The organism is Bacillus nakamurai (assembly GCF_001584325.1).
Taxonomy (GTDB): domain Bacteria; phylum Bacillota; class Bacilli; order Bacillales; family Bacillaceae; genus Bacillus; species Bacillus nakamurai.
Window position 1 is genome coordinate 36,356 of record NZ_LSAZ01000043.1, and the last position, 22,419, is coordinate 58,774.

A 22,419-nucleotide genomic window follows, 5' to 3' on the forward strand; every position below is an offset into this window, starting at 1 on the left:
ACTTATATTACAGGGACGCCTTCAAAATAGCGAGGACGTCATCCTTATTCAGTTTTCTGAAGTTGCCGAATCCGACGTATTCCATTTCTTTTGCGGCAATCTCCGCAATCAGTTCAAGCTTTTCTTCGCCGATGTCATAATCCGCGAGGCGGGACGGCGCGCCGAGGCTTGTCCAGAATGCAGACAGTTTGTCGATGCCCTCCAGCACGATTTCTTTATCTGTTTTGCCCTCTGTTTCAATATCAAACATGTTCAGCATGAGCGCTTTGAAACGGCCGACATTTTGGTCAATCGTATATCTTATCCAGTTCGGGAAGAGAATCGCCAGGCCGCCCGCGTGCGGAATATCATAAACCGCTGACACGGCGTGTTCCATCGTATGAGATGCCCAGTCGCCGAAGTAGCCCATTTGCAGGGTTCCGTTTAAAGCGATCGTTCCCGCGTATAAAATCGTTTCGCGGTGCTTATAGTTCTCCAGGTCTTCAAGCAGCTTCGGCGCTGTTTCGATGACCGTCTGGAGTACAGCAAAACACATTCTGTCTTGAAGCGGCGTGTTTTCAACATTGTGGAAATACTGTTCAAATACGTGGCTCATCATATCCACCATGCCGTACACCGTTCGGTTTTCGGGAACGCTGAACGTATTCTTCGGATCTAAAATAGAAAAACGGGGATGAGTGACGTCGCTGCCCCATACGAATTTTTCGTTTGTTTCCCAATTGGTGATAACGGAGTCAGGGTTCATTTCAGAGCCGGTCGCCGCAAGTGTCAGCACCGTGCCGAACGGCAGCGCATCTTTTGCCGTCACTTTTTTGCTGTAAATATCCCATGCATCGCCGTCATATTTCGCTCCGGCTGCAATCGCTTTTGTACAGTCAATGACGCTTCCGCCGCCAACCGCAAGAAGAAAATCGATCTCATGCTGTCTGCACAGTTCAATTCCTTTATTAACCGTTGCCAGACGGGGATTCGGTTCTACCCCTGCAAGCTCATAGACGTCAGCGCCTTCTTCTTTTAATATGCCTGTTACTTGATCATACAGGCCGTTTCGTTTAATACTGCCGCCGCCGTACACAAGCAGAACGTTTTTTCCGTATTGCTTCAGCTCTTTTTTTAATTGTTCGATTTGGCCTTTGCCGAAAATCAGCTTTGTCGGGTTGTAGTACGTAAAATTCTCCATTTATGATGATCTCCAAAAAAATCGTAAGGGGATTACTATAACACAGAAAAAAAGGAGCTGCCAATTTGGCCGCCCCCCTTTATTTATTACAATGATGCTTTTAAGATCGCAAGCACATCTTCTTTTTGCAGTGATTTGAACTGGCCGAATACGCCGTTAGCCATCGCTTTATCAGCAATCGTGTCCAGCTTTTCATCAGAAATGTCATAATCAGCGAGTTTGTTCGGTGCGCCGAGACTCGTCCAGAACGCCGAAAGCTTGTCAATTCCTTCACGCGCAATCTCCTCGTCTGATTTGCCTGCTTCGTCAATATCAAAGACACGGACGGCAAGCTGCTTAAAGCGGGCAGGATTTTCTTTCAGCACGTGTCTCATCCAATTCGGGAACAGAATGGCAAGGCCCCCCGCGTGCGGAATATCATAAACTGCTGACACCGCATGCTCAATATTGTGAGTTGCCCAGTCGCCTCTTGCGCCCATTGACAGCATGCCGTTTAAGGCGATAGTGCCTGTATATAAAATGGTCTCACGCAATTCGTAATTTTCCAGATCATTGATCAGCTTAGGCGCTGTTTCAATGACTGTGCGCAGAAGAGATTCACACATCCGGTCCTGATACGGCGTGTTTGATGTGTGATGGAAATATTGTTCAAACACGTGGCTCATCATATCGACCATGCCGTAGATCGTATGGTCTTTCGGAACCGTAAACGTATTGACGGGATCAAGAATCGAAAATTTCGGAAAAACAAGCGGGCTGCCCCAGCCGTATTTTTCATTTGTGTCCCAGTTTGTAATAACGGAGCCGGCATTCATCTCTGAACCCGTTGCCGCTAATGTTAAGACCGTTCCAAACGGGATTGCTTCAGTCGGCTGATGTTTTTTGGTGACGATATCCCAAGCGTCGCCGTCATATTTTGCGCCTGCTGCAATGGCTTTCGTACAGTCAATGACACTTCCTCCGCCGACGGCCAGAAGGAAATCAATATTTTGCTCCTTACAGATGGCCGCGCCTTTATTCACTGTTGCAACACGCGGATTCGGTTCTACCCCTGCAAGCTCATGAACGTTAACGTCTGCTTTTTTCAGAAGCTCTGTCACCTGATCGTAAAGGCCGCTTCGCTTAATGCTTCCCCCGCCGTACACGAGCAGTACGTTTTTTCCGTATGGCTTGATTTCTTCAGGAAGCTTTTCAACTTCTCCCTTTCCGAAAATCAATTTTGTCGGATTCCAATATGTAAAGTTCTGCATGATATCTCCTCCTCGGTCTTCATTATGCAGGATCGCGCTTTTTGCTGTAAAGTAATCAGCTTTTCGCATGCATAGTTTCTCCAGTTTGTCACAATCTATAACTGTTTCACGAATTCATAGAGGAGGTTGTTTACATGAGTGTTATTCAGCGAATCTGTCTCGTTTTAACGATTATCGGCGCTATTAACTGGGGACTGATCGGCTTTTTTCAATTTGATTTAGTGGCAGCCATCTTCGGCGGCCAAGGATCAGCTCTGTCGCGGATTATTTACGGCCTGATCGGCATCGCCGGATTAATCAATCTCGGCCTTTTGTTTAAACCGAACGAGGAAACGTCACGCGAGGAAGCAACGAAGCCTGAAATGAGATAGACATAAAAAAGCACCGAACATACATATCCGGTGCTTTTTTCGTGCTTATTTTTTGATAAGATCTTTGCGGTTTGACTGTTCAATCCACTCTTCAAGCTTATCTTTTAATGTGTTGAAACCTTGCGGAGCAGAAGCTTCTTCAGAAACTTGAGCAGCTTTCGGTTTTCTTGGTTTGCTTTCTTTTCTTTCAGGCGCAGCTTGTGTCGCACGGATAGAAAGACTGATTTTTCCTTTTTCTTCGTCAACTGCAAGTACTTTTACTTGTACTTCGTCACCGATTGAAAGGTGCTCGTTAATGTCTTTTACGAAACCGTGAGTGACTTCAGAGATGTGCACAAGTCCTTGAGTTTCTTCATCTAATGCAACAAACGCACCATACGCTTGTAATCCTGTTACTTTACCAGTGTAAACACTGCCCACTTCAAATTTTGCTGCCATTCATAACAACTCCTAAGTTAAATTAAATACAGTTTATACGCAATTTAAAATTATATCATACAAGTTTCATTTTCGCAAAGAGAACTTTTTTATAAATGCAGGTTTAACCGCAGAAAAAAGGGGGTATACTGTAGTTACCGAAGGCTTTCTAGTATTCCCCCCCTTTTTTATTTGGATGCGAACTGAGTTCGTATCTTTTTTTATGCTCTTTTATCCACAAACCTTTTGATTCTGACGAGCGCTTCCTGGATCTGTTCAATGGAAGTGGCATACGAACATCTGATATATCCCTCACCGCTCGGGCCAAACACGTTTCCGGGAACGACGGCTACCTTTTCCTCGACGAGAAGCTGTTCTGCGAATTGCTCTGAGCTCATTCCCGTAGATTGAATAGAAGGAAACGCGTAAAATGCGCCGCCAGGATGGTGGCAGCTGAGACCGATTTCGTTTAACGTTTCCACAATCAGATTGCGCCGTCTCCGGTAGCTTTTTTTCATTCTTTCCACATCTTCTCGGCCGTTTTTCAGCCCTTCAAGCGCCGCGTATTGCGCCATCGACGGCGCGCACATCATAGCGTGCTGATGAATCTTGAGCATGGCGTCCCTGATAACCGGCGGCGCCGCTGTGAAACCGAGCCTCCATCCCGTCATCGCAAACGCTTTGGAGAACCCGGAAATGAGGATCGTCCGCTCCTTCATATCCGAAAGAGCCCCCATGCTCGTAAATTGTTCATCATACGTCAATTCAGCATAAATTTCATCGGCAATCACAATGATGTCGTGTTTTTTAGCGAAAGCGGCAATGGATCCAAGCTCTTCTTTCGTATAGACAGAACCCGTCGGATTAGACGGCGAGCACAGCAGCACAGCCTTTGTTTTTTCTGTTAAAGCCGCTTCAAAATCCTGAGCGGACGCTTTAAAGCCTTTATCTGCCGTTGTATGAATCGGTACCGGAATTCCGCCCGTCAGCGTCACGAGTGATTCATAAGCGACAAAACACGGTTCGGGAATTAACATTTCCTCTCCCGGATTCATAATGGCGCGAATGGCGAGATCAAGCGCCTGGCTGGCCCCTACGGTAACAATCAGCTCATGGTCTGGAGAATAATAAAGGCCGAACCGCTGATCCAAATAGCGGCTGATTTCTTCCCTCAATTCATACAGCCCCGCATTGGCCGTATAAGCCGTGTAGCCCTGTTCCAAGGAAAGAATGCTCGCTTCCCTGACATTCCAGGCCGTTACAAAATCAGGCTCTCCCACGCCTAAAGAAATGACGCCTTCCATCGTAGCTGCCAAATCAAAAAACTTGCGGATGCCTGACGGTTTAATTTGCTGCACATAATCAGATAAATAAGAAGTCTTCGTTTCCATTTACGGAGACACCACGATTCTTTTGTCATCGTCTCCTGTTTCGAAGACCTTGCCGTCATGCTTGTATTTTTTCAGGATAAAGTGGGTTGTCGTAGAGACGACAGAATCAAGCGCCGACAGCTTTTCTGATACGAAACGCGCCACGTCTGACATGGTGTTGCCGCGAATGACGACAGACAGATCGTACACCCCTGACATCAGGTAAACGGATTCGACTTCCTGGAACCGGTAAATCCGTTCGGCCACCTCGTCAAATCCGACGTTTCGTTTCGGCGTCACCTTTACATCAATCATAGCCGTCACACCTTCAAGGCCGTCGACTTTGCGCCAGTCGATCATCGCGGCATAATCAATGATGACTTTTTCCTTTTCAAGCTTATCAATGATGCTTTTTACTTCATCGGCCGGAATGTCCGCCATTTTTGCAATCGTTTCCGCATCAACCCGGCTGTTTTCGTCTAAAATTTCTAATATTTCTGTTTCTTTTTCGGTCAGCTTCATATGTTTCACACCTTTGCATTATCAAAAATCTTCATGACATTATATCACGATTTTCGACAAATGCTAAGAAAAACCGCGCTAAAATTTTACAATCATAAAAGGCCGGCTGTGACTGACAGAAAGGATGGCGAAACCCCTGATGGAAGCTATTTCACCTATTAAACGGCTCGCAATTCACGGAGTTGAATTATATTACGAGCACTATGAAAATCCCGGCAAACACACGCTCGTCTGCGTGCACGGTTTTTTATCTTCCGCCTTCAGCTTCAGAAAACTGATACCGCTGCTCCGGGGCCATTACGAGATTATCGCGGTCGATTTGCCTCCTTTCGGCCAATCGGAAAAATCGCGTACATTCGTATACACGTACACGAATCTCGCCAAGCTCTTGATCGGCCTTCTCGAAAAGCTGAACATCAGCCAAGCGGCACTCATCGGTCATTCAATGGGCGGGCAGATTTCCTTATCAGCGGCTCTGTTAAAGCCCGAGCTTTTTTCCAAAGTCGTTCTGCTATGCAGCTCCGGGTATTTAAAACGCTCGCATCCGTCAATCATTTTCGGAACGCACCTTCCTTGCTTTCATCTTTATATAAAGTATTGGCTTTCAAAAGAGGGCGTGCTGAAAAACCTGCTGAATGTGGTGCACGATCAGACGCTGATCAACCAGAAAATGATTGACGGATATGAAAAACCATTTACAGACCGCCAGATTTTCAAAGCAATGACAAGGTTCATCCGGCACAGGGAGGGCGACCTGCCGCCTGATGAATTAAAAAGGATAGACAAACCCTCACTGTTAATATGGGGAGAAGAAGACCGGGTCGTCCCGTTCTCAGTGGGTGAACGGCTTCATCACGATCTGCCTGATTCGATCCTGTATTCTCTTAAAGAAACCGGGCATCTCGTGCCTGAAGAACGGCCGGAATTCGTCTCGGAACGGATTTTGGAATTTATTGATTAAAAAACCGGCGCTATGCCGGTTTTTAAGGGGTGCAGGAGCTGCTTTCTTTGATGAGCAAAAGCTTCTCAGCCGCCTGGAGACAGCTTGCAATCGGAAGCTTTTGTTCAAAAGAAGCCTCGAAGATGTCCTGAATGGCTTCAGCCAATTCATCGGCACGGTCTTTATCATAGACGGCCTGCACGACATCGACGGCTTCTGTCTCATAAAATTCTTCTCCATATTGAAACGGGTCCCACTTGGCAATGATTTTTATCATTTCCATGACCGCTTGGCTTTCTTCCATTTTCATCACCGCTTATAATAAAGTTTGCCCTTCTATTTTATCATAGAAACGTTGTGAAAATAATCATACTACAGGAGTGACTATAAATGAACTTCGACCTTCAAGAGAACCGCCTTGGCACACAATCTGTTAAATGGGACAACACGGAAGCTTTATTCGGCGTCACCGATGCCCTGCCGATGTGGGTGGCCGATATGGATTTTCGCGCTCCCGAAGCGGTAACCGACGCTTTAAAAACGCGCCTTGACCACGGCATATTCGGTTATACGTCACCTGACGGAAAAACAAGAGAAGCTGTCGCCTCATGGTTTGAAACACGGCACGGCTTTCGGCCTGATTCCGGCAGCATTACGTTCAGCCCCGGGGTTGTAACGGCGATCAGCACCGCCATTCAGGCCTTCACTGAACCCGGCGATCCGGTTTTGATTCAATCTCCTGTTTATACGCCTTTTTATCAAATGATAAAGGAAAATAAGCGGCAGGTTTTACATAATCCTTTACGGGAGGAAAACGGCATCTATCACATGGATTTTGAGGATCTTGAGAAAAAACTGAGCGATCCGGCCGTGAAGCTCATGATTCTCTGCAATCCCCACAACCCATCCGGCAGATCGTGGAGCCGCGCAGAGCTTTTACAACTCGGGTCGCTGTGCGCCGAACATGACGTCACCGTCGTATCTGATGAAATTCATTCCGACTTGATGCTGTACGGCAGGAAGCATACGCCTTTCGCTTCTCTTTCTGAGGAATTTGCGCGGATTTCCATTACTTGTGCCGCGCCAAGCAAGACGTTTAATATTGCCGGCATCCAGGCGTCGGCGATAATCATTCCGGACCGGTATAAACGCGCGAAATTTTCTGCTGTCATGCATCGTAACGGAATCTCCGGCCTCAACGCGTTCGCCGTCGCGGCGATTGAAGCGGCTTATACAAAGGGCGGCCCTTGGCTTGACGCGTTACTGCCTTATCTTGAGCGGAATATTGATATGGTTCGTGCCTTTTTGCGGGATGAATTGCCGCAGGTCCGTATGATGAAGCCCGATGCTTCTTATTTAATATGGATGGATTTCAGCGGGTGCGGCCTGTCAGATGCAGAGCTCAAAGAACGAATGTTGAAAAAGGGGAAAATTATTTTAGAGCCGGGAACAAAATACGGCCCGGGCGGCGAAGGTTTTATGAGGCTGAATGTCGGCTGTTCGGCATCCACTGTAAATGAGGGCCTTTCAAGAATCAAAGCCGCTTTGGCGTAATACAGATAGAGAATGCCCTTATCAAAAGAGATAAGGGCGTTCGTTTTAGAGAAATTATATTCTTTTTTTGATTCCAAAGATGTTATAATAGATTCATATTTTTACATGAAAGGATTTCGCATAAATGGAAATTGTAAAAGATTACTTGCTTCATTTCTCTTTTATTTTATTCCCTATTTTACTTTATCAAGTCATCTGGCTCAGTAAACCTGCTTTACATGTGCCGAGAGCAAACCGTCTGCTGGTTGCCGCATTTGCATCCGTTTCATCTTTATTATGTATGGTGTATCCGATTCAGGAATTACATGCCGTCCGATACGGGCTGCAGCTTATTCCCATTGTGGTTTGTCTGCTTTACGCCGGCACTGCCGCAGGGCTTGCCGCGGGTGCAGCATCCGTTTGTTTTCAGCTCATATTTTTTGAACCTTCTGCCCTTTTTTTCTTATCCGTGCTTCCTTTTCTCATGATGATCCCTATTCGGCTCCAAACAAAATGGCCCTTTTATTCAAAACAAAAGAAACTGCTGCTGGCTCTTCTCATCGGCTGCTGGGAGATCACCTTATCAACCGCATCTATCTTCATCTATTCCGTAATCAATATTCTCAATTTTCAAAATCTATATGCAGTCTATTATGAGGCGGCGATCTCAGTGTTTTTCCAAATCAGCGCGCTTTTGCTGTGCATTTATTTGATTGAGAGCATTGATGAGAATATGTCGATGCGGGCGAGGCTGATACACTCAGAAAAAATGGCCGTCGTCAGCGAACTTGCAGCAAGCGTAGCCCATGAAGTCCGCAACCCGCTCACGGTCGTCAGGGGTTTTGTTCAGCTGCTTTTCAGCGGCGAACACCTTCAAGACAAATCAAGCGCCGGTTATCAAAAGCTCGTTCTCTCTGAACTGGACCGCGCCCAGACAATCATTACAAATTATCTTGATATGGCGAAGCAGGATGATTATGAAAAAGAAATGTTTGATATTTCCCTGCTCGTAAAGGAGACCGGTTCACTGATGGAGTCTTACGCCAATTTTAAGTCGGTGACAGTCAATGTTCACAGCGAGCCGGACTTATATGTGTACGGGGATGTTAAAAAACTGAAACAGGCCCTGATTAATCTGATAAAAAACAGCATTGAAGCCGTGGCGGCTGAAAACGGCAGAATCCAGGTCTCCGCCCAAAAACATCAAGAGATGGTCCGCATCCGGATAACAGATAACGGAATCGGCATGTCCGATGAAGAGCTGCAAAAACTCGGCAAGCCATATTACACCTTGAAAACGAACGGAACGGGGCTCGGGCTCACTGTGACATTCGCCATCATTGAACATCATGAAGGCACCGTGATATTCACAAGCGGCGAACATTCCGGCACTACGGCCTCTGTTCAGCTCCCGGCAGCGGCTCCTCACTAGCCATTTGCATTGATCTTTTATAGAATAATAGGGAGGTGAGGGCTATGCATTTGTTTGAAATCGGCACAATCGTAAAAGGATTTTATAAAACAGGAGCATACATAGGGGAAGTGACAGACGTCAGGCCTAATCACTATTTAGTGAAAATCAAAGCCGTACTGACGCATCCTGCTCAAGGAGATCTCCATCATCCGAAGCAGGCGGATGTTCCTTTTTTCCATGAAAGAAGAGCGCTTGCATTCGGTGAGCAGACAAACATACCGCATCAGATGGTCAAACCGTTTGACGGCGAGGTGCCGAATTATACGGCATCATTAAAGGAAGCGGCAGCCCGGCTGAAAGATCAGCTGACAAAAGACGATTCGGAGTGGGCGAAGCGTTCGCTCGCCAATTTGGCCGCACTAGAGCATGAATATTTCAAAAGACCGTAACCCAGTCAGACTGATTGGGTTTTTTTATGTGGCCCGGCGAAACAGCTCAGTCAAATCAACACGATCACCAATTGTCGGAGGCTTCGGCTTTTCAAGGTATTGTTTATCCCGTTCGACAAGCTTAAATAACTTGTATGTGGTCCGTGCGTCGTCCAGCGCTTTATGATGCATGCCCGTTCCCTTATCGCCATATTCCTCGGCTGCTTTCCACAGGCCCGTCAGTGTCCTGTCACCGAAAAAATTTTTATATTCAAGGGACAAATCCCGAAGTTCGCCCTTAAACGGAAAAGGAATATGGTTAAACATGCAGTTTTTCTTCAGCACTTTCATATCCATACTTCCCCAGGTTACAATGGTACAATTTTTCTCAGGATCAAGCTCATTCAATTTGCGGATGAATTCGTTAAATGTGATCCCGCTGTCGACTTCCTTTTGGCTGATGTTTAAAAAGGTTTTGCATCGTTTCGTCAGCTTCGGAAATTTTTTTGGCTTAATATAACTTGAAAACGTTTCAGCCACTTCATCATTTACCGTTTTGACAATCCCCGCCTCAATAATTTCCGGGAAGAAATTTTGCGGGCTGTATTTGCCGTCCGGCATTGTAAATTCAAAATCAATAATGAGCAAACTGCGCTGATCCACTTTTTACACCTGCCTTTCCTTCGATCAAAAATGATATTTTATGATAGTATATCAGTCTCTCCTCTGAAACTTTCTTCATTTTCTAAAAATAATCAATTTTCCTATATTAACATTTAAAATACAAATACCAAATTCTTTCCTATATACTTTTATTAGACACACGAAAAGTAAAGAAGGTGATGTTATTTCTATCCGCAAGAAAAACTTCGTTATCATTTGGCTCGCGAACTTTTTTGTTTCCGCCAGTACGACGATGATTGTTCCGTTTCTTTCTTTATATATTGAAACAATCAGCCCCCACCCCGGCGGGTATGTGCAGAGATGGAGCGGCTATGTGTTCGGCGTCACGTTTTTAATGGCATTTATCGTTTCCCCGTTTTGGGGGCGGTTCGGCGATAAACGCGGCTACAAAAAAATCCTTCTGATCACCGGGACCGGAATTGCCGTCAGCATTTTACTGATGGGGTTTGTGACCTCGGTTCATCAGCTGTTTTTCCTTCGAATGCTTATGGGCCTTGTCACCGGATTTATTCCGACATCGCTTGCCATGATTTCCGCGCAGACACCGAAACAGACTGCGGGGAAAACACTCGGCACGCTGCAGATGGGGCAGGTCTCCGGGACTTTATTCGGGCCGCTTTTGGGCGGATTGCTCGCTGACAGCTTCGGCTTTACGTATACTTTTTTTATCACGTCATTTGTGATCTTTTCATCCGTGCTTCTCGTCTTATTTAAGGTGAACGAACAGCCGCTCGGCGAGAAGAAAGGTAAGCAGAAAACATATTCGCGAAAACAGGTGCTCTCCTACATTTTTCACCAGCCTGCGCTTTTGGTGATGATGGTGCTCACCATGCTCGTGCAAACCGGCAATTTCAGCATCCAGCCGCTGCTCGCTTTATATGTAAATGAGCTGCACGGACCTGTGAATTTAGCCTTTTTCTCCGGCATGGCGTTTTCAGCCACCGGTCTTGGAAGCCTATTGCTGGCGCGAAAATGGGGAGACTTGGGTGACCGTTTCGGCCACCGCCGTATTTTAATTGTGCTTTTGACGGCCGCGGCCGTGTTTTTCATTCCGCAGGCGCTTGCCTCCTCCCTTTCCATGCTTCTTGTGTTCAGATTTCTTTTCGGCATGGTGATGGGCGGCATGCTGCCTTGTATTACGGCAGCCATCCGCGTTCAGGCTCCCGGCAGCATTCAAGGAGAGGTTCTCGGCTACAACGTCAGCTTTCGTTTTCTCGGAAACGTGCTCGGCCCTCTGCTTGGCGGCGCCGTATCGAGCAGTTTCTCCATATCGGCCGCCTTTTACGTCACGGCATTTCTCTTTTTAGCGGGCGCCGGCCTGTTATGGCTGACGGAGCGAATGCAAAAGGAGTCAGCGGCAAATGCAGGCTGATCTCTTAGCAATTGAGGAATCTTCTAAATTTAACCTTCTCGTATTCTCAAAAGAATGATACGATATGGCTAGAAATTAGGAGAAAAGAGAGTGACCATGGTACGTAAAATAATCGGATGGATTTTGCTGCTTGGCATTATCCCGTTGTTTGCATTTACAGTTATTGCTTCCGGCAAAGAGGTAAAAGAAATCAAGCCTTTAGATCAGGTGCTTGATAAACATATTGATTTAAAAGATATCAACCTGGTTCAAAACAGTTACATGTATGACAGGGACGGAAGCCTTGTTTCTGAAATTGTCAGTGATCATGAGAACCGCGTCATCGTGCCCTTTCGCAACATCCCTAATGAGGTAAAACAGCTGTTTTTAACCTCTGAAGACCGCCATTTTTATGAGCACAAAGGGTTTGACTTTATGGGAATGGTCAGGGCGGCCGCATCCAATTTCAAGGATCACAAAATTGACCAGGGCGCCAGCACCATCACCCAGCAGCTGGCAAGGAATGTATATTTGAGCCATGAACGCACCTTCAGCCGCAAACTGACGGAGCTTGCCTATTCCTATCAGCTGGAGAAAAAGTACAGCAAAGATGAGATTTTAGAAGGCTACTTAAATACGATTTATTTTAATAACGGAGTGTACGGCGTCGGCTCGGCGGCACAATTTTATTTCAGCAAGCCGCTGAAATCTCTCACTCTGGGAGAAATGGCTTTTATTTGCGCAATCCCTAATAACCCTACATTATATGATCCTCTCAAGCATTTTGACTACACGAAAAAACGACAAGTCCGCTTGCTTAACGGATTAAAAAAAGCAGGGGTTATTACCGGCAAACAGCTGAAAAAAGCCAAAAATGAACGAATTACACTCAATATTAACGAAAAAACAAATAAATATCCGGACTATGTTTCCTATGTAAATGATGAATTCACACAGCTCGTCTCTTCGTCTGAAGGCTATGATAAACGGCTGGCGAAAGCTTCCGGAAAAGCAAAACAAAAAATACAGAACGACCTTTCCGCAAGAGTCAGCACGCTGTTAAAAGACGGAGTGAAGATTTATACAGCGCTTAATCCGTACATGCAAAATCAAGTCGTTGCGCAAATGAATCAAAATCTTCCATATGCAGGCGTACAGGGCGGAGCGGCCGTGATTAATCACCAAACGCACCAAATCATCGCCCTCTCAGGCGGTAAAGATTATCACAAATATGATTTCAACCGTGCTTATCAGGCGTACAGACAGCCGGGTTCATCGATTAAGCCGCTGCTTGATTACGGGCCTTACATTGAACAAACAGGCGCCACGGCGAGCAGCACGATTGACGCGAGCAAGTTCTGCAGCAAAGATTATTGCCCGCAAAACTACAACAATCGCACGTACGGCACGGTAAGCTTAGAAACGGCGTTTAAATACTCGTATAACACACCGGCCATCAGAATCATGGACCGCGTGGGGGTCAGTAAGGCTTTCAGCTATCTTGAACCGTTTCATTTCGCTAAACTTGTCAGTGCGGATTACCGTCTCCCGGCAGCGCTCGGCGGCTTTACGAACGGCATGACGCCGCTTGAAATGACAAATGCGTATACGACATTCGGTAATAACGGCAGCTATACGCCGAGTCATGCGATTACTAAAGTGACCGATTTAAAAGGAAAAACGATTTTGAAATGGAAAGACCAGCCGACACAGATTTTCAGCGTACGCACCAACATGCAGATCAAAAAAATGATGACAGCAGTCGTCAAAAGCGGAACAGGGAAAAAAGCGAACTTTAAAGCTCCGTATGTCGGCGGAAAATCAGGGACATCAAATGATTACCATGATATGTGGTTCGTCGGTCTGACGGATTCGTATACAATGGGGGTATGGGTCGGCAAGGATACGCCGTCAAGCGTCGAATATCTTCATGACGCCAGTCCTCAGCTTTCCATCTGGAAAAATACGCTGCAAGCAGCCTATTAAAAAAACGGAGGGGATCTGCCTTGAAACCAGCTCATCTTCCGAACCGCGTGCTTTTGTTTGACGGCGTCTGCAACCTATGCAACGGCGCCGTTCAATTCATCATTAAACGCGATCCGGACGGTCTGATCTCATTTGCTTCACTTCAATCAGATACCGCTCAGGAGCTTCTGGCATCACAAGGACTTCCAACAGAGCATTTTGACAGCATGGTCTTTATAGAAAACGGGCGAATCTACAGGAAATCAGCTGCCGTATTAAAAGTCTCCCGCCATTTGCGCGGAGCCTGGCGGCTGTCTGCGATTTTTTTCGCAGTGCCGCGTCCCCTCAGGGATATGGTGTATTCTTTCATTGCCCGTAGCCGTTACAAATGGTTCGAAAAAAGGGAAGCATGCATGCTCCCCTCCCCTGACATCAAAAACAGATTTCTGTCTTAATACAAAAATGGCTAGCTTACACAGGTAAGCTAGCCATTATGCTATTATAAAGCTTGATAAAGATGTACAAAATACCGATAACAAAAGTAAACCAAAACAAGATCTCCAGCAATATAAAACCGATTAACGAGACGACGGAGAGTGTTGCATAAATTCTGTACACCATAAAAATCAAATACACAAGAGTAACGGCTGCAAAAAGCGCCGCAATCCAAAAACCGTTTTGTACAAGAGCAAAGGAAAGAATGCCTCCGCCTACATAAATTAAAGAGCCTAATCTGATTTTTTTCAAATTGTCCCCTTCAGGGTCATTTGTAAAAAACAAAAGAGACAGCTCTGTCACAGTGTTTGCAATCAGCTTTAAAGCGGAAAAAACCATAAAATACACAAGGGCGAACGCTGCGAAAAGCGCGAGTCTGATCCCTTTTTCAGAGAAGTAATCCAGCATTCCCTGATACATGCCGAGCGTTTGAAGCAGCTTCATGACATACAGCGAAGTAGAAATAGATAATGACGAACTAAAAAGCAGAATCGCGACGAGCGGAAAATAACCCGTCCAATAAGTATTTTTCATATAAAAAGTCCCTTTCTGTAATCTACCTCACTTATTATGGAGGACTTAAAACACATTGACAAGATAAAATATTCCATTTTTCCTCACTTTTACGAAATAAGCGCCCGATCTTCACAAACCGGCTTTTTCGGAGTAAAGTAGAACGCGGGAATGATAAACGTAAGGAAGGCTGTTATGAAAAAAACTTTAAAACTGCAAACCAGATTAACGATATTCGTCTGCTTTGTCGTCCTCATTGCACTTTGCATCACATTTTTCACCATCAGCGTCCAAACCGCAAACCGCGTAAAGGAAGAAGAACGAACGACCGCTTTAAGAACCGCGCAATTGGTCGCGGAAACACCCAGCGTCGCACGGTCATTAGAGACAAAAAAAGGGCTTAAAGAGCTGCGGAATTTTACATTAGACGTCCAGCATACGACAGGAACCGAATTTGTCGTCGTAATGGATATGAACCGCATTCGGCTCACCCACCCCAATCCGAATAAAATCGGGAAAAAATTCACGGGCGGAGATGAAGAGCCCGCGATTCGCGGACATGTCCATACGAGCACAGCGGCAGGAACTCTCGGCAAATCAATGAGAGCGTTCGTTCCGGTTTACGGGAAAGATAAAAAGCAGGTCGGGGTCGTTTCGGTCGGCATTTCTCTGAATAAAATACAAGAAGTTGTCAGTCAGAGCTTAAGACCGCTCTACTTCATTATCTGCGTCAGTATTTTTGTCGGCATCCTTGGAGCCGTTATTGTCGCCCGCACCGTCAAAAACATTATGTACGGGCTGGAGCCTTATGAAATCGCCACCCTGCTTGAGGAACGGAGCGCTATGCTCGAATCGACGAAGGAAGGCATCCTGGCGGTTGACGCGCATGGAAAAATTAAGCTTGCCAATGCCGAAGCAAAGCGTCTGTTTATTAAAATGGGTATTCCGACTAATCCGGTCGATCAAGATGTGAACGATATTTTGCCGAAAAGCAAACTGAAGCAGGTCATTGAAACGAAAAAACCGCTTCAGGACAGGGATATCCGCATTAACGGGCTGGAGCTGGTCTTTAATGAAGTCCCCATCCACCTTAAAGGACAAACTGTCGGAGCGATCGCCACCTTCAGAGACAAAACGGAGGTTAAGCATTTAGCAGAACAGCTTTCTGGTGTTAAAATGTATGCAAACGCCTTAAGGGCCCAATCACACGAATTTATGAACAAGCTTCATGTCATTTTAGGCCTCGTGCAGTTAAAAGAATACGACGATCTCGGCACTTATATTAAAGACATTGCGATTCAGCAAAAGACAGAAACAAGCGAAATTATAAATGACGTCAAAAGCCCGGTTCTTGCAGGGTTTCTCTTAGGAAAACAAAGCTACATACGCGAACAGGGCGCCGATTTGGACATACAGCTGAACGGCATGATACCGAAGGCTGCGGATCCCGCCGTCATTCACGAGCTCATTACGATTATCGGAAATCTTTTAAACAATGCCCTTGACGCAGTGGCGCAGATGCCGAAGAAAAACATCACATTTTCGATGAGATTCCAAGAACGCCAGCTTGATATTGACATTACGGACACGGGGGCCGGGATGTCTGCTGAGGATCAAGCTCATATTTTCGAACAAGGTTATTCCACAAAAGGAATAAACCGGGGATTCGGCCTTTATTTTACCCAGCAAAGCGTAGAAAATTTAAAAGGCCATATGATTGTGACAAGTGAAAAGAATGAAGGAACTACTTTCAGTCTTCGCATTCCGTATGAACCGAAGGAGGAAAATGATGATTAATGTACTCATAGTTGAAGACGACCCCATGGTGGGTGAATTAAATAAACGCTATCTCAGCCAAATCGAAGGCTTCCAGCTCAAAGGCATCGCCTCATCCTTTCAAAGCGCGCTGCATGTTTTAAGCGAACATCATATCGATCTGATACTTCTTGACATTTACATGCCGGGAAAAAACGGGCTGGAGCTTTTAACTGAAATCCGTAAGCAGAACGAATCGGTTGATGTCATCGTCATTTCGGCGGCAAGCGAGCTCGATGTCATCAAAAAGACCCTTCGGTACGGCGCCGTCGATTATTTAATCAAGCCGTTTGAATTTGACCGCTTCCAGACCGCCCTTTCCGACTACAGACGGAAGCAAAAGGTGTATCAGTCACATAGAAGCATGACACAGAAGGAATTGGATGCGGAGCTGTTCCAAAAGAAAGAAGCGGCGGAAAAGGTTCATCTTCCGAAGGGATTGACAAAGAGCACGCTGAAACTCATTTGGGCAAGCATAGAATCATTCGGCGACAGCTCCTTTACCACCGAGGATCTCGCCAAACATACAGAGATTTCCCAAGTGTCCATCCGAAAGTACCTTAAGTTTCTTGAAGACATTCAGGTGCTGAACGTAGAAATGGCCTACGGCACGATCGGCAGACCCGTCTTTCAATACAATATCAATACCGGCAATGTCAGCAGCATAAATCAATATTTTTAATATCAAAAGCACTGTTCAAATGGGAACAGTGCTTTTTCACTATCATATCTCGTGATAAAAGGCTTGAGATCACCCATTTATATGCTATATAAGAATAACGAATGGTCTCTATCACCTATTTTTTATCCAGCTGAGGAAGGCGGTTCATAAAATTGATATTTTTTAAAAAATAAGCAAATTTCTATTTATTTATGTCGGGTAAAATGATAAATTATGATTGGTTAGCTGATCTTTTCGGATAAGCCATTAGTCCCAATCCTTAATGAGAGCACTCGCGGCAGCGGGAAAAAGAGACATGTCTCATCATTATTATCAGAAAGTTTTTTTGATTCTGCATCCGGTTTGGGACATAGGACGGGAAGACTCAGCATCAGCCATATTTTACAGGGGGGTTATATCTTTGAAAAAACGCAAAATCGGAATGGCTATGGCGCTCATTGCGGCAGCCGGGACCATATTAAGCGCATGCGGCTCAAGCGACAAAGCAAACGGCTCAGGCGGTGACAAAAAATTTACCGTCGGGATGGTTACCGACATCGGCGGCGTCGATGACAAATCATTTAACCAGTCGGCTTGGGAAGGCATTCAGGCGTTCGGAAAAGACAACGGACTTGAAAAAGGCAAAAGCGGTTATGACTACCTTCAATCAAAATCAGATGCAGATTATACAACGAACTTAAATAAATTAGCGCGCGAGCACTTTGACCTGATTTACGGCGTCGGCTACTTAATGCAAGATTCAATCAGCGAAATTGCTGATCAGCGCAAAGACACGAATTTCGCGATCATTGACGACGTTGTTAAAAAAGACAACGTAGCGAGCCTTACCTTTAAAGAGCAGGAAGGTTCATTCCTCGTCGGAGTGGCAGCCGCTTTATCGAGCAAAACGGGAAAAGTCGGCTTTGTAGGCGGAATGGAGTCTGAATTAATCAAAAAATTCGAAATCGGCTTCCGCGCGGGTGTACAAGCTGCAAATCCGAAAGCGGCAGTTGAAGTGAAATACGCGGGCGGATTTGACAAAGCTGACGTCGGCAAGGCTACGGCAGAAAGCATGTACAAATCAGGCGTTGACGTGATTTATCATGCGGCCGGCGCAACCGGAACAGGCGTCTTCACTGAAGCGAAAAACCTTAAAAAAGAAGATCCTAAACGGAGCGTGTGGGTCATTGGGGTTGATAAAGACCAGTACGCGGAAGGGCAAGTCGAAGGAACAAAAGACAACGTGACTCTGACGTCAATGGTTAAAAAGGTGGACACGGCCGTTGAAGACTTGACGAAAAAAGCAAAGAGCGGCAAATTCCCTGGCGGAAAAACGTTAACTTACGGTTTGGATCAAGATGCTGTCGGCATCTCCGACCACAAGGAAAATCTTTCTGACGATGTCATCAAAGCAGTGAATGATTGGAAGAAAAAAATCACAGACGGGCTTGACGTCCCTTCGACTGATAAAGAATTGAAAACCTTCAAAACTGAGTAAGGATCAGGGGGTTCTTACCCCCTTTTTTCTTAAAAGAGCGGTGAAGGAAAAGCTGCAGCTCTTGCAGCTTTTCTTTTGCCGGGCTCTTTCTCACAAAGCATCTCTATAAAGGAGCGGTCAAATCGGTGGAATATATCATTGAAATGCTCAAGATACGCAAGGAATTTCCTGGTATCGTCGCCAACGATAACATTACTCTCCAAGTGAAAAAAGGCGAAATTCACGCCCTGCTGGGTGAAAACGGCGCGGGAAAATCCACTCTCATGAATGTCCTGTTCGGCCTGTATCAGCCTGAAAAAGGCGAGATCCGGGTGCGGGGCGAACGCGTTCACATTAACAGCCCGAACAAAGCCAATGACCTCGGCATCGGCATGGTGCATCAGCATTTTATGCTTGTTGACACCTTTACGGTTTCAGAAAATATTATTCTCGGCAAAGAACCGAAAAAGCTCGGCAGAATTGATAAACAGAGGGCAGCCCAAGACGTGCGTGATATTTCTGACCGTTACGGGCTGCAAATTGATCCGGATGCCAAAGTTGCCGATATCGCTGTCGGCATGCAGCAGCGCGCCGAGATTTTAAAGACTCTCTATCGCGGCGCCGAGATTCTCATTTTTGACGAACCGACTGCGGTGCTGACTCCGCATGAAATTCAAGAACTCATTCAAATTATGAAAAACTTGGTCAATGAAGGTAAATCTATTATTCTCATCACCCACAAATTAAAAGAAATTATGGAAGTGTGCGACCGGGTGACCATCATCCGCAAAGGAAAAGGCATTAAGACGCTGGATGTGGCGAATACGGATAAAGATGAGCTGGCAAGCCTTATGGTCGGACGAGAGGTTTCATTTAAAACGGACAAAAAAGCGGCTGACCCGAAACAAGAAGTGCTCGCGCTTTCTCAAGTGACGGTCAAGGACGCGCGCGGAGTTGAGGCGGTCAAACAGCTGTCCCTCTCTGTCAGAGCCGGTGAAATTGTCGGCATCGCGGGCGTTGACGGAAATGGACAGTCTGAACTCATCGAAGCCATTACCGGCCTCAGAAAAACGCATTCCGGAACGATCACGTTAAACGGCAAGCCTTTGCAAAACCTGCCGCCGCGAAAAGTCACCGAATCAGGCATCGGGCATATTCCGCAGGACCGCCATAAACACGGGCTTGTCCTTGATTTTCCGATCGGTGAAAATATCGTGCTGCAAAATTATTACCAAAAACCCTACTCCTCTTTCGGCATATTAAACAACCTCGCTATCTATGACAAAGCGCGCAGCCTGATTGAAGAATACGATGTCAGAACCCCTGATGAATATACGCCTGCACGGGCGCTGTCGGGAGGAAACCAGCAAAAGGCCATTATCGGCCGGGAAGTGGACAGAAATCCCGATCTTTTAATCGCAGCCCAGCCGACACGGGGGCTGGATGTCGGCGCAATTGAATTCGTCCACAAAAAGCTGATTGAGCAGCGGGACGCCGGCAAAGCGGTGCTGCTGTTATCATTTGAGCTTGATGAAATTATGAATGTAAGCGACAGAATCGCCGTCATTTTTGAAGGCAGCATCATCGCAAACGTCAATCCGCTTGAAACAAACGAGCAGGAGCTCGGGCTTTTAATGGCGGGAAGTAAGCAAATGGAAGCGGGGAAAACACATGATTAATCGACTTTCTCATCTGGCTGTTCCGCTGATTGCCATCATTTTTGGTTTAGCGGCGGGAGCCGTCATCATGCTCGCCAGCGGATATAATGTCATCAGCGGATATTCGGCTCTCTGGAACGGCATCTTCGGTGAAGTGTATTACATAGGGGAAACGGTCCGGCAGATTACGCCTTATATTTTGTCCGGCTTGGCGGTGGCGTTTGCCTTTCGGGCGGGTCTGTTCAATATCGGCGTTGAAGGACAGCTGCTTGTCGGCTGGACCGCAGCTGTCTGGGCAGGCACTTCCTTTGACGCCCCGGCTTATATCCACCTCCCGCTTGCTTTATTGGCAGCGGCCGCCGCGGGCGGGCTTTGGGGATTGATTCCCGGATTTTTAAAAGCGCGTTTTTATGTCCATGAAGTCATTGTCACAATCATGATGAATTATATCGCCCTTCATTTAACAAATTATCTGATCTCCAATGTCATGACGGATCACCGGGACAAAACGGCAAAAATTCATGAAAGCGCCTCTCTCCGCTCGCCATTTTTAGAGCAGCTGACGGATTATTCCCGACTTCACTGGGGCATTCTGATCGCTCTTTTTATGGCTGTCGTCATGTGGTTTGTCATTCATAAGACAAGGAGCGGATTTGAATTCCGCGCAGTCGGCTTTAATCAGCACGCCGCACAGTACGCCGGAATGAGCGTCAGAAAAAATATGATGTACTCCATGCTGATTTCAGGAGCTTTTGCCGGACTTGCCGGTGCGATGGAAGGACTCGGCACCTTCCAATACGCGGCGGTTAAGGGCGCCTTTACCGGCGTCGGCTTCGACGGAATCGCGGTCGCCCTTCTCGGCGGCAATACGGCCATCGGCGCAGTTCTTGCGGCATGTCTGCTTGGCGGTCTTAAAGTCGGCGCGTTAAATATGCCGATTGAATCAGGCGTGCCTTCAGAAGTCGTTGATATCGTGATTGCCATTATTATTTTATTTGTAGCGTCAAGTTACGCCATCCGTCTTGTGCTTGATAAATTGAAGAAAAAGGGGGCGAAGTAAGTGGACTTCCTGCAGATCTTATCCATTATTGTCCCGGCAACACTCGTATACGCAGCCCCGCTTATTTTAACCGCTCTCGGCGGCGTGTTTTCCGAAAGATCGGGCGTTGTCAATATCGGTTTGGAAGGGCTGATGATTATCGGCGCCTTTACAAGTGTGCTGTTTAACTTATTTCTCGGACATCAGCTCGGGGCCGCGACGCCGTGGCTCGCCTTGATTGCAGCGATGATTGCGGGAGTCCTGTTCTCGCTGATACACGCGGCCGCTGCCGTTTCCTTCCGCGCCGATCAGACCGTAACCGGTGTGGCAATTAATATGCTGGCCTTAGGCGCGACGCTTTTTATCGTCAAGCTCATATACGGAAAAGCGCAGACGGATAAAATCCCTGAGCCCTTTTATAAAACAAATATTCCCGGTTTGAGTGACATTCCGGTTTTAGGAAAGATTTTCTTTTCTGATGTGTATTATACGTCAATCTTAGCTATCGTTCTGGCCTTTATTTCTTGGTTCATTTTATTCAAAACACCGTTCGGGCTTCGCATCCGTTCGGTCGGGGAACATCCGATGGCGGCTGATACGATGGGTGTAAACGTGTTTAAGATGCGTTATATCGGCGTCATGATCAGCGGACTGTTCGGCGGTCTCGGCGGCGGTGTATATGCTTCTACAATCGCGCTTGATTTCACTCATTCCACCATTTCCGGTCAAGGCTTTATCGCGCTTGCCGCGCTTGTCTTCGGCAAATGGCATCCGATCGGAGCGCTCGGGGCAGCGCTGTTTTTCGGATTTGCGCAAAGCTTAAGCATTATCGGTTCGCTTTTGCCCCTTTTCAAAGACATACCGAATGTGTATATGCTGATGGCTCCTTACATCTTAACCATTCTCGCGCTTGCCGGATTTATCGGCCGCGCGGATGCGCCTAAAGCAAACGGCATCCCTTACATTAAGGGTAAACGCTGAAAAACAGACAGAAAAAGAGTTCCGCGCCCTTGCGCCGGAACTCTTTTTATCTGTTGACGATCCTCATATATTCCCGCGGCTGAAATGGCTCCCGCATCGATTCAGCCGCGCTTAATCTTCCGTGCGCGTATTCCGTATCCAGAAAAAACCGCTCCCACTCATCGACTCTCATTTGATGCCGTCCTTTATGCAAGCCGTCCGCTATGAATGTTCCTGCGATGATGGAACAAAATAATCCTGTACATACAGCAGCTTTTCTTTTCATCTGATCAGCTCCTTATATTCAGCTTGATCAGAAAGAGAAATGGATATACAAAAACAAAAATGTTTGATAAATTTATTTTGAGGTCAAAAG

23 protein-coding genes are annotated in these 22,419 nt (G+C 46.4%); 14 read left to right on the forward strand and 9 right to left on the reverse strand.

What is annotated here, in order from left to right; all coding sequences use genetic code 11:
- Positions 1-7: 7 nt before the first annotated feature.
- Together AXI59_RS18255 and AXI59_RS18260 are read right to left on the reverse strand one after the other, a co-directional pair.
- On the reverse strand, positions 8-1,180 hold the full coding sequence (locus AXI59_RS18255; RefSeq protein ID WP_061528945.1) for an iron-containing alcohol dehydrogenase: 1,173 nt from the start codon (positions 1,178-1,180) through the stop codon (positions 8-10).
- Positions 1,181-1,266: 86 nt separating this feature from the next.
- On the reverse strand, positions 1,267-2,430 hold the full coding sequence (locus tag AXI59_RS18260; RefSeq protein WP_061528960.1) for an iron-containing alcohol dehydrogenase: 1,164 nt from the start codon (positions 2,428-2,430) through the stop codon (positions 1,267-1,269).
- A gap of 134 nt (positions 2,431-2,564) precedes the next feature.
- Here AXI59_RS18260 and AXI59_RS18265 point away from each other — a divergent pair, with 134 nt between their 5' ends.
- Complete coding sequence (locus AXI59_RS18265) at positions 2,565-2,801, forward strand: DUF378 domain-containing protein (RefSeq protein WP_061522344.1); 237 nt, start codon at positions 2,565-2,567, stop codon at positions 2,799-2,801.
- 45 nt (positions 2,802-2,846) lie between these two features.
- Here AXI59_RS18265 and yugI read toward each other — a convergent pair whose 3' ends face one another.
- The 3 genes from yugI to AXI59_RS18280 form a co-directional block, all read right to left on the reverse strand.
- On the reverse strand, positions 2,847-3,239 hold the full coding sequence (gene yugI, locus AXI59_RS18270; protein ID WP_013353366.1) for a S1 domain-containing post-transcriptional regulator GSP13: 393 nt from the start codon (positions 3,237-3,239) through the stop codon (positions 2,847-2,849).
- 200 nt (positions 3,240-3,439) lie between these two features.
- Entirely contained in the window at positions 3,440-4,609 is a 1,170-nt protein-coding gene (locus AXI59_RS18275) for an aminotransferase (RefSeq protein WP_061528946.1), read from the reverse strand.
- Entirely contained in the window at positions 4,610-5,110 is a 501-nt protein-coding gene (locus AXI59_RS18280; protein WP_061522342.1) for an Lrp/AsnC family transcriptional regulator, read from the reverse strand. It lies immediately after the preceding gene.
- Between the two features lie 139 nt (positions 5,111-5,249).
- Between AXI59_RS18280 and AXI59_RS18285 the strand changes: the two genes are divergently transcribed.
- A complete protein-coding gene (locus AXI59_RS18285; RefSeq protein WP_061528947.1) occupies positions 5,250-6,071 on the forward strand; it encodes an alpha/beta fold hydrolase in 822 nt (273 codons plus the stop codon).
- A 22-nt stretch (positions 6,072-6,093) separates the two neighbouring features.
- Here the strand turns inward: AXI59_RS18285 and AXI59_RS18290 are convergent, their stop codons facing one another.
- Positions 6,094-6,354, reverse strand: coding sequence for a DUF1871 family protein (locus tag AXI59_RS18290; RefSeq protein WP_061522340.1), 261 nt, complete (start codon positions 6,352-6,354; stop codon positions 6,094-6,096).
- 86 nt (positions 6,355-6,440) lie between these two features.
- Between AXI59_RS18290 and AXI59_RS18295 the strand changes: the two genes are divergently transcribed.
- The 3 genes from AXI59_RS18295 (at position 6,441) to kapB (ending at position 9,446) form a co-directional block, all read left to right on the forward strand.
- Positions 6,441-7,604: a MalY/PatB family protein gene (locus tag AXI59_RS18295; protein ID WP_061522339.1), complete on the forward strand. Its 1,164-nt coding sequence runs from the start codon at positions 6,441-6,443 to the stop codon at positions 7,602-7,604.
- 124 nt (positions 7,605-7,728) lie between these two features.
- Entirely contained in the window at positions 7,729-9,015 is a 1,287-nt protein-coding gene (locus AXI59_RS18300; RefSeq protein ID WP_061522338.1) for a sensor histidine kinase, read from the forward strand.
- A gap of 44 nt (positions 9,016-9,059) precedes the next feature.
- Positions 9,060-9,446, forward strand: coding sequence for a kinase-associated lipoprotein KapB (kapB, locus tag AXI59_RS18305; protein WP_061522337.1), 387 nt, complete (start codon positions 9,060-9,062; stop codon positions 9,444-9,446).
- Between the two features lie 24 nt (positions 9,447-9,470).
- Here kapB and kapD read toward each other — a convergent pair whose 3' ends face one another.
- Positions 9,471-10,088, reverse strand: coding sequence for a 3'-5' exonuclease KapD (gene kapD, locus AXI59_RS18310; RefSeq protein ID WP_061522336.1), 618 nt, complete (start codon positions 10,086-10,088; stop codon positions 9,471-9,473).
- 151 nt (positions 10,089-10,239) lie between these two features.
- Here kapD and AXI59_RS18315 point away from each other — a divergent pair, with 151 nt between their 5' ends.
- The 3 genes from AXI59_RS18315 to AXI59_RS18325 all read left to right on the forward strand — a co-directional run bounded on the left by AXI59_RS18315 (position 10,240) and on the right by AXI59_RS18325 (position 13,880).
- Positions 10,240-11,481 (forward strand): MFS transporter, encoded by a 1,242-nt coding sequence (locus AXI59_RS18315; protein ID WP_231878447.1) that lies wholly within the window; start codon positions 10,240-10,242, stop codon positions 11,479-11,481.
- Between the two features lie 90 nt (positions 11,482-11,571).
- Positions 11,572-13,446 (forward strand): transglycosylase domain-containing protein, encoded by a 1,875-nt coding sequence (locus AXI59_RS18320; protein WP_156476326.1) that lies wholly within the window; start codon positions 11,572-11,574, stop codon positions 13,444-13,446.
- Between the two features lie 20 nt (positions 13,447-13,466).
- Entirely contained in the window at positions 13,467-13,880 is a 414-nt protein-coding gene (locus tag AXI59_RS18325; RefSeq protein ID WP_061528948.1) for a thiol-disulfide oxidoreductase DCC family protein, read from the forward strand.
- Between the two features lie 16 nt (positions 13,881-13,896).
- Here the strand turns inward: AXI59_RS18325 and AXI59_RS18330 are convergent, their stop codons facing one another.
- Positions 13,897-14,454: a YufK family protein gene (locus AXI59_RS18330; protein WP_061522333.1), complete on the reverse strand. Its 558-nt coding sequence runs from the start codon at positions 14,452-14,454 to the stop codon at positions 13,897-13,899.
- 174 nt (positions 14,455-14,628) lie between these two features.
- Here AXI59_RS18330 and malK point away from each other — a divergent pair, with 174 nt between their 5' ends.
- The 6 genes from malK to nupQ all read left to right on the forward strand — a co-directional run bounded on the left by malK (position 14,629) and on the right by nupQ (position 22,064).
- Positions 14,629-16,230, forward strand: coding sequence for a malate sensor histidine kinase MalK (gene malK / locus AXI59_RS18335; RefSeq protein WP_061528949.1), 1,602 nt, complete (start codon positions 14,629-14,631; stop codon positions 16,228-16,230).
- Positions 16,223-16,930 carry a response regulator gene (locus tag AXI59_RS18340; protein WP_061522331.1) on the forward strand — a complete coding sequence of 236 codons (708 nt, stop codon included), beginning with the start codon at positions 16,223-16,225 and terminating at the stop codon, positions 16,928-16,930. Before malK ends, AXI59_RS18340 begins: the two co-directional genes overlap by 8 nt.
- A 400-nt stretch (positions 16,931-17,330) precedes the next feature.
- A complete protein-coding gene (locus AXI59_RS18345; protein ID WP_061528962.1) occupies positions 17,331-18,407 on the forward strand; it encodes a BMP family lipoprotein in 1,077 nt (358 codons plus the stop codon).
- Between the two features lie 125 nt (positions 18,408-18,532).
- A complete protein-coding gene (locus AXI59_RS18350; protein ID WP_061528950.1) occupies positions 18,533-20,065 on the forward strand; it encodes an ABC transporter ATP-binding protein in 1,533 nt (510 codons plus the stop codon).
- Positions 20,058-21,104: an ABC transporter permease gene (locus tag AXI59_RS18355; protein WP_061528951.1), complete on the forward strand. Its 1,047-nt coding sequence runs from the start codon at positions 20,058-20,060 to the stop codon at positions 21,102-21,104. The genes AXI59_RS18350 and AXI59_RS18355 overlap by 8 nt, the downstream gene beginning before the upstream one ends.
- Positions 21,105-22,064 carry a guanosine ABC transporter permease NupQ gene (gene nupQ / locus AXI59_RS18360; RefSeq protein WP_061528952.1) on the forward strand — a complete coding sequence of 320 codons (960 nt, stop codon included), beginning with the start codon at positions 21,105-21,107 and terminating at the stop codon, positions 22,062-22,064. It abuts the gene before it with no gap.
- A gap of 46 nt (positions 22,065-22,110) precedes the next feature.
- Here nupQ and AXI59_RS18365 read toward each other — a convergent pair whose 3' ends face one another.
- Positions 22,111-22,329 (reverse strand): hypothetical protein, encoded by a 219-nt coding sequence (locus tag AXI59_RS18365; protein ID WP_061522326.1) that lies wholly within the window; start codon positions 22,327-22,329, stop codon positions 22,111-22,113.
- Positions 22,330-22,419: the final 90 nt, after the last annotated feature.

What these genes read in the sequence shown, in the direction of transcription:
- AXI59_RS18285 (WP_061528947.1), top strand. Translation starts at nt 5,250, where the DNA reads ATGGAAGCTATTTCACCTATTAAACGGCTCGCAATTCACGGAGTTGAA.
- AXI59_RS18365 (WP_061522326.1), bottom strand. Translation starts at nt 22,329, where the DNA reads ATGAAAAGAAAAGCTGCTGTATGTACAGGATTATTTTGTTCCATCATC.
- AXI59_RS18275 (WP_061528946.1), bottom strand. Translation starts at nt 4,609, where the DNA reads ATGGAAACGAAGACTTCTTATTTATCTGATTATGTGCAGCAAATTAAA.
- AXI59_RS18260 (WP_061528960.1), bottom strand. Translation starts at nt 2,430, where the DNA reads ATGCAGAACTTTACATATTGGAATCCGACAAAATTGATTTTCGGAAAG.
- AXI59_RS18330 (WP_061522333.1), bottom strand. Translation starts at nt 14,454, where the DNA reads ATGAAAAATACTTATTGGACGGGTTATTTTCCGCTCGTCGCGATTCTG.
- AXI59_RS18355 (WP_061528951.1), top strand. Translation starts at nt 20,058, where the DNA reads ATGATTAATCGACTTTCTCATCTGGCTGTTCCGCTGATTGCCATCATT.
- kapB (WP_061522337.1), top strand. Translation starts at nt 9,060, where the DNA reads ATGCATTTGTTTGAAATCGGCACAATCGTAAAAGGATTTTATAAAACA.
- AXI59_RS18280 (WP_061522342.1), bottom strand. Translation starts at nt 5,110, where the DNA reads ATGAAGCTGACCGAAAAAGAAACAGAAATATTAGAAATTTTAGACGAA.
- AXI59_RS18255 (WP_061528945.1), bottom strand. Translation starts at nt 1,180, where the DNA reads ATGGAGAATTTTACGTACTACAACCCGACAAAGCTGATTTTCGGCAAA.
- AXI59_RS18290 (WP_061522340.1), bottom strand. Translation starts at nt 6,354, where the DNA reads ATGGAAGAAAGCCAAGCGGTCATGGAAATGATAAAAATCATTGCCAAG.
- AXI59_RS18295 (WP_061522339.1), top strand. Translation starts at nt 6,441, where the DNA reads ATGAACTTCGACCTTCAAGAGAACCGCCTTGGCACACAATCTGTTAAA.
- AXI59_RS18265 (WP_061522344.1), top strand. Translation starts at nt 2,565, where the DNA reads ATGAGTGTTATTCAGCGAATCTGTCTCGTTTTAACGATTATCGGCGCT.
- malK (WP_061528949.1), top strand. Translation starts at nt 14,629, where the DNA reads ATGAAAAAAACTTTAAAACTGCAAACCAGATTAACGATATTCGTCTGC.
- AXI59_RS18300 (WP_061522338.1), top strand. Translation starts at nt 7,729, where the DNA reads ATGGAAATTGTAAAAGATTACTTGCTTCATTTCTCTTTTATTTTATTC.
- yugI (WP_013353366.1), bottom strand. Translation starts at nt 3,239, where the DNA reads ATGGCAGCAAAATTTGAAGTGGGCAGTGTTTACACTGGTAAAGTAACA.
- AXI59_RS18340 (WP_061522331.1), top strand. Translation starts at nt 16,223, where the DNA reads ATGATTAATGTACTCATAGTTGAAGACGACCCCATGGTGGGTGAATTA.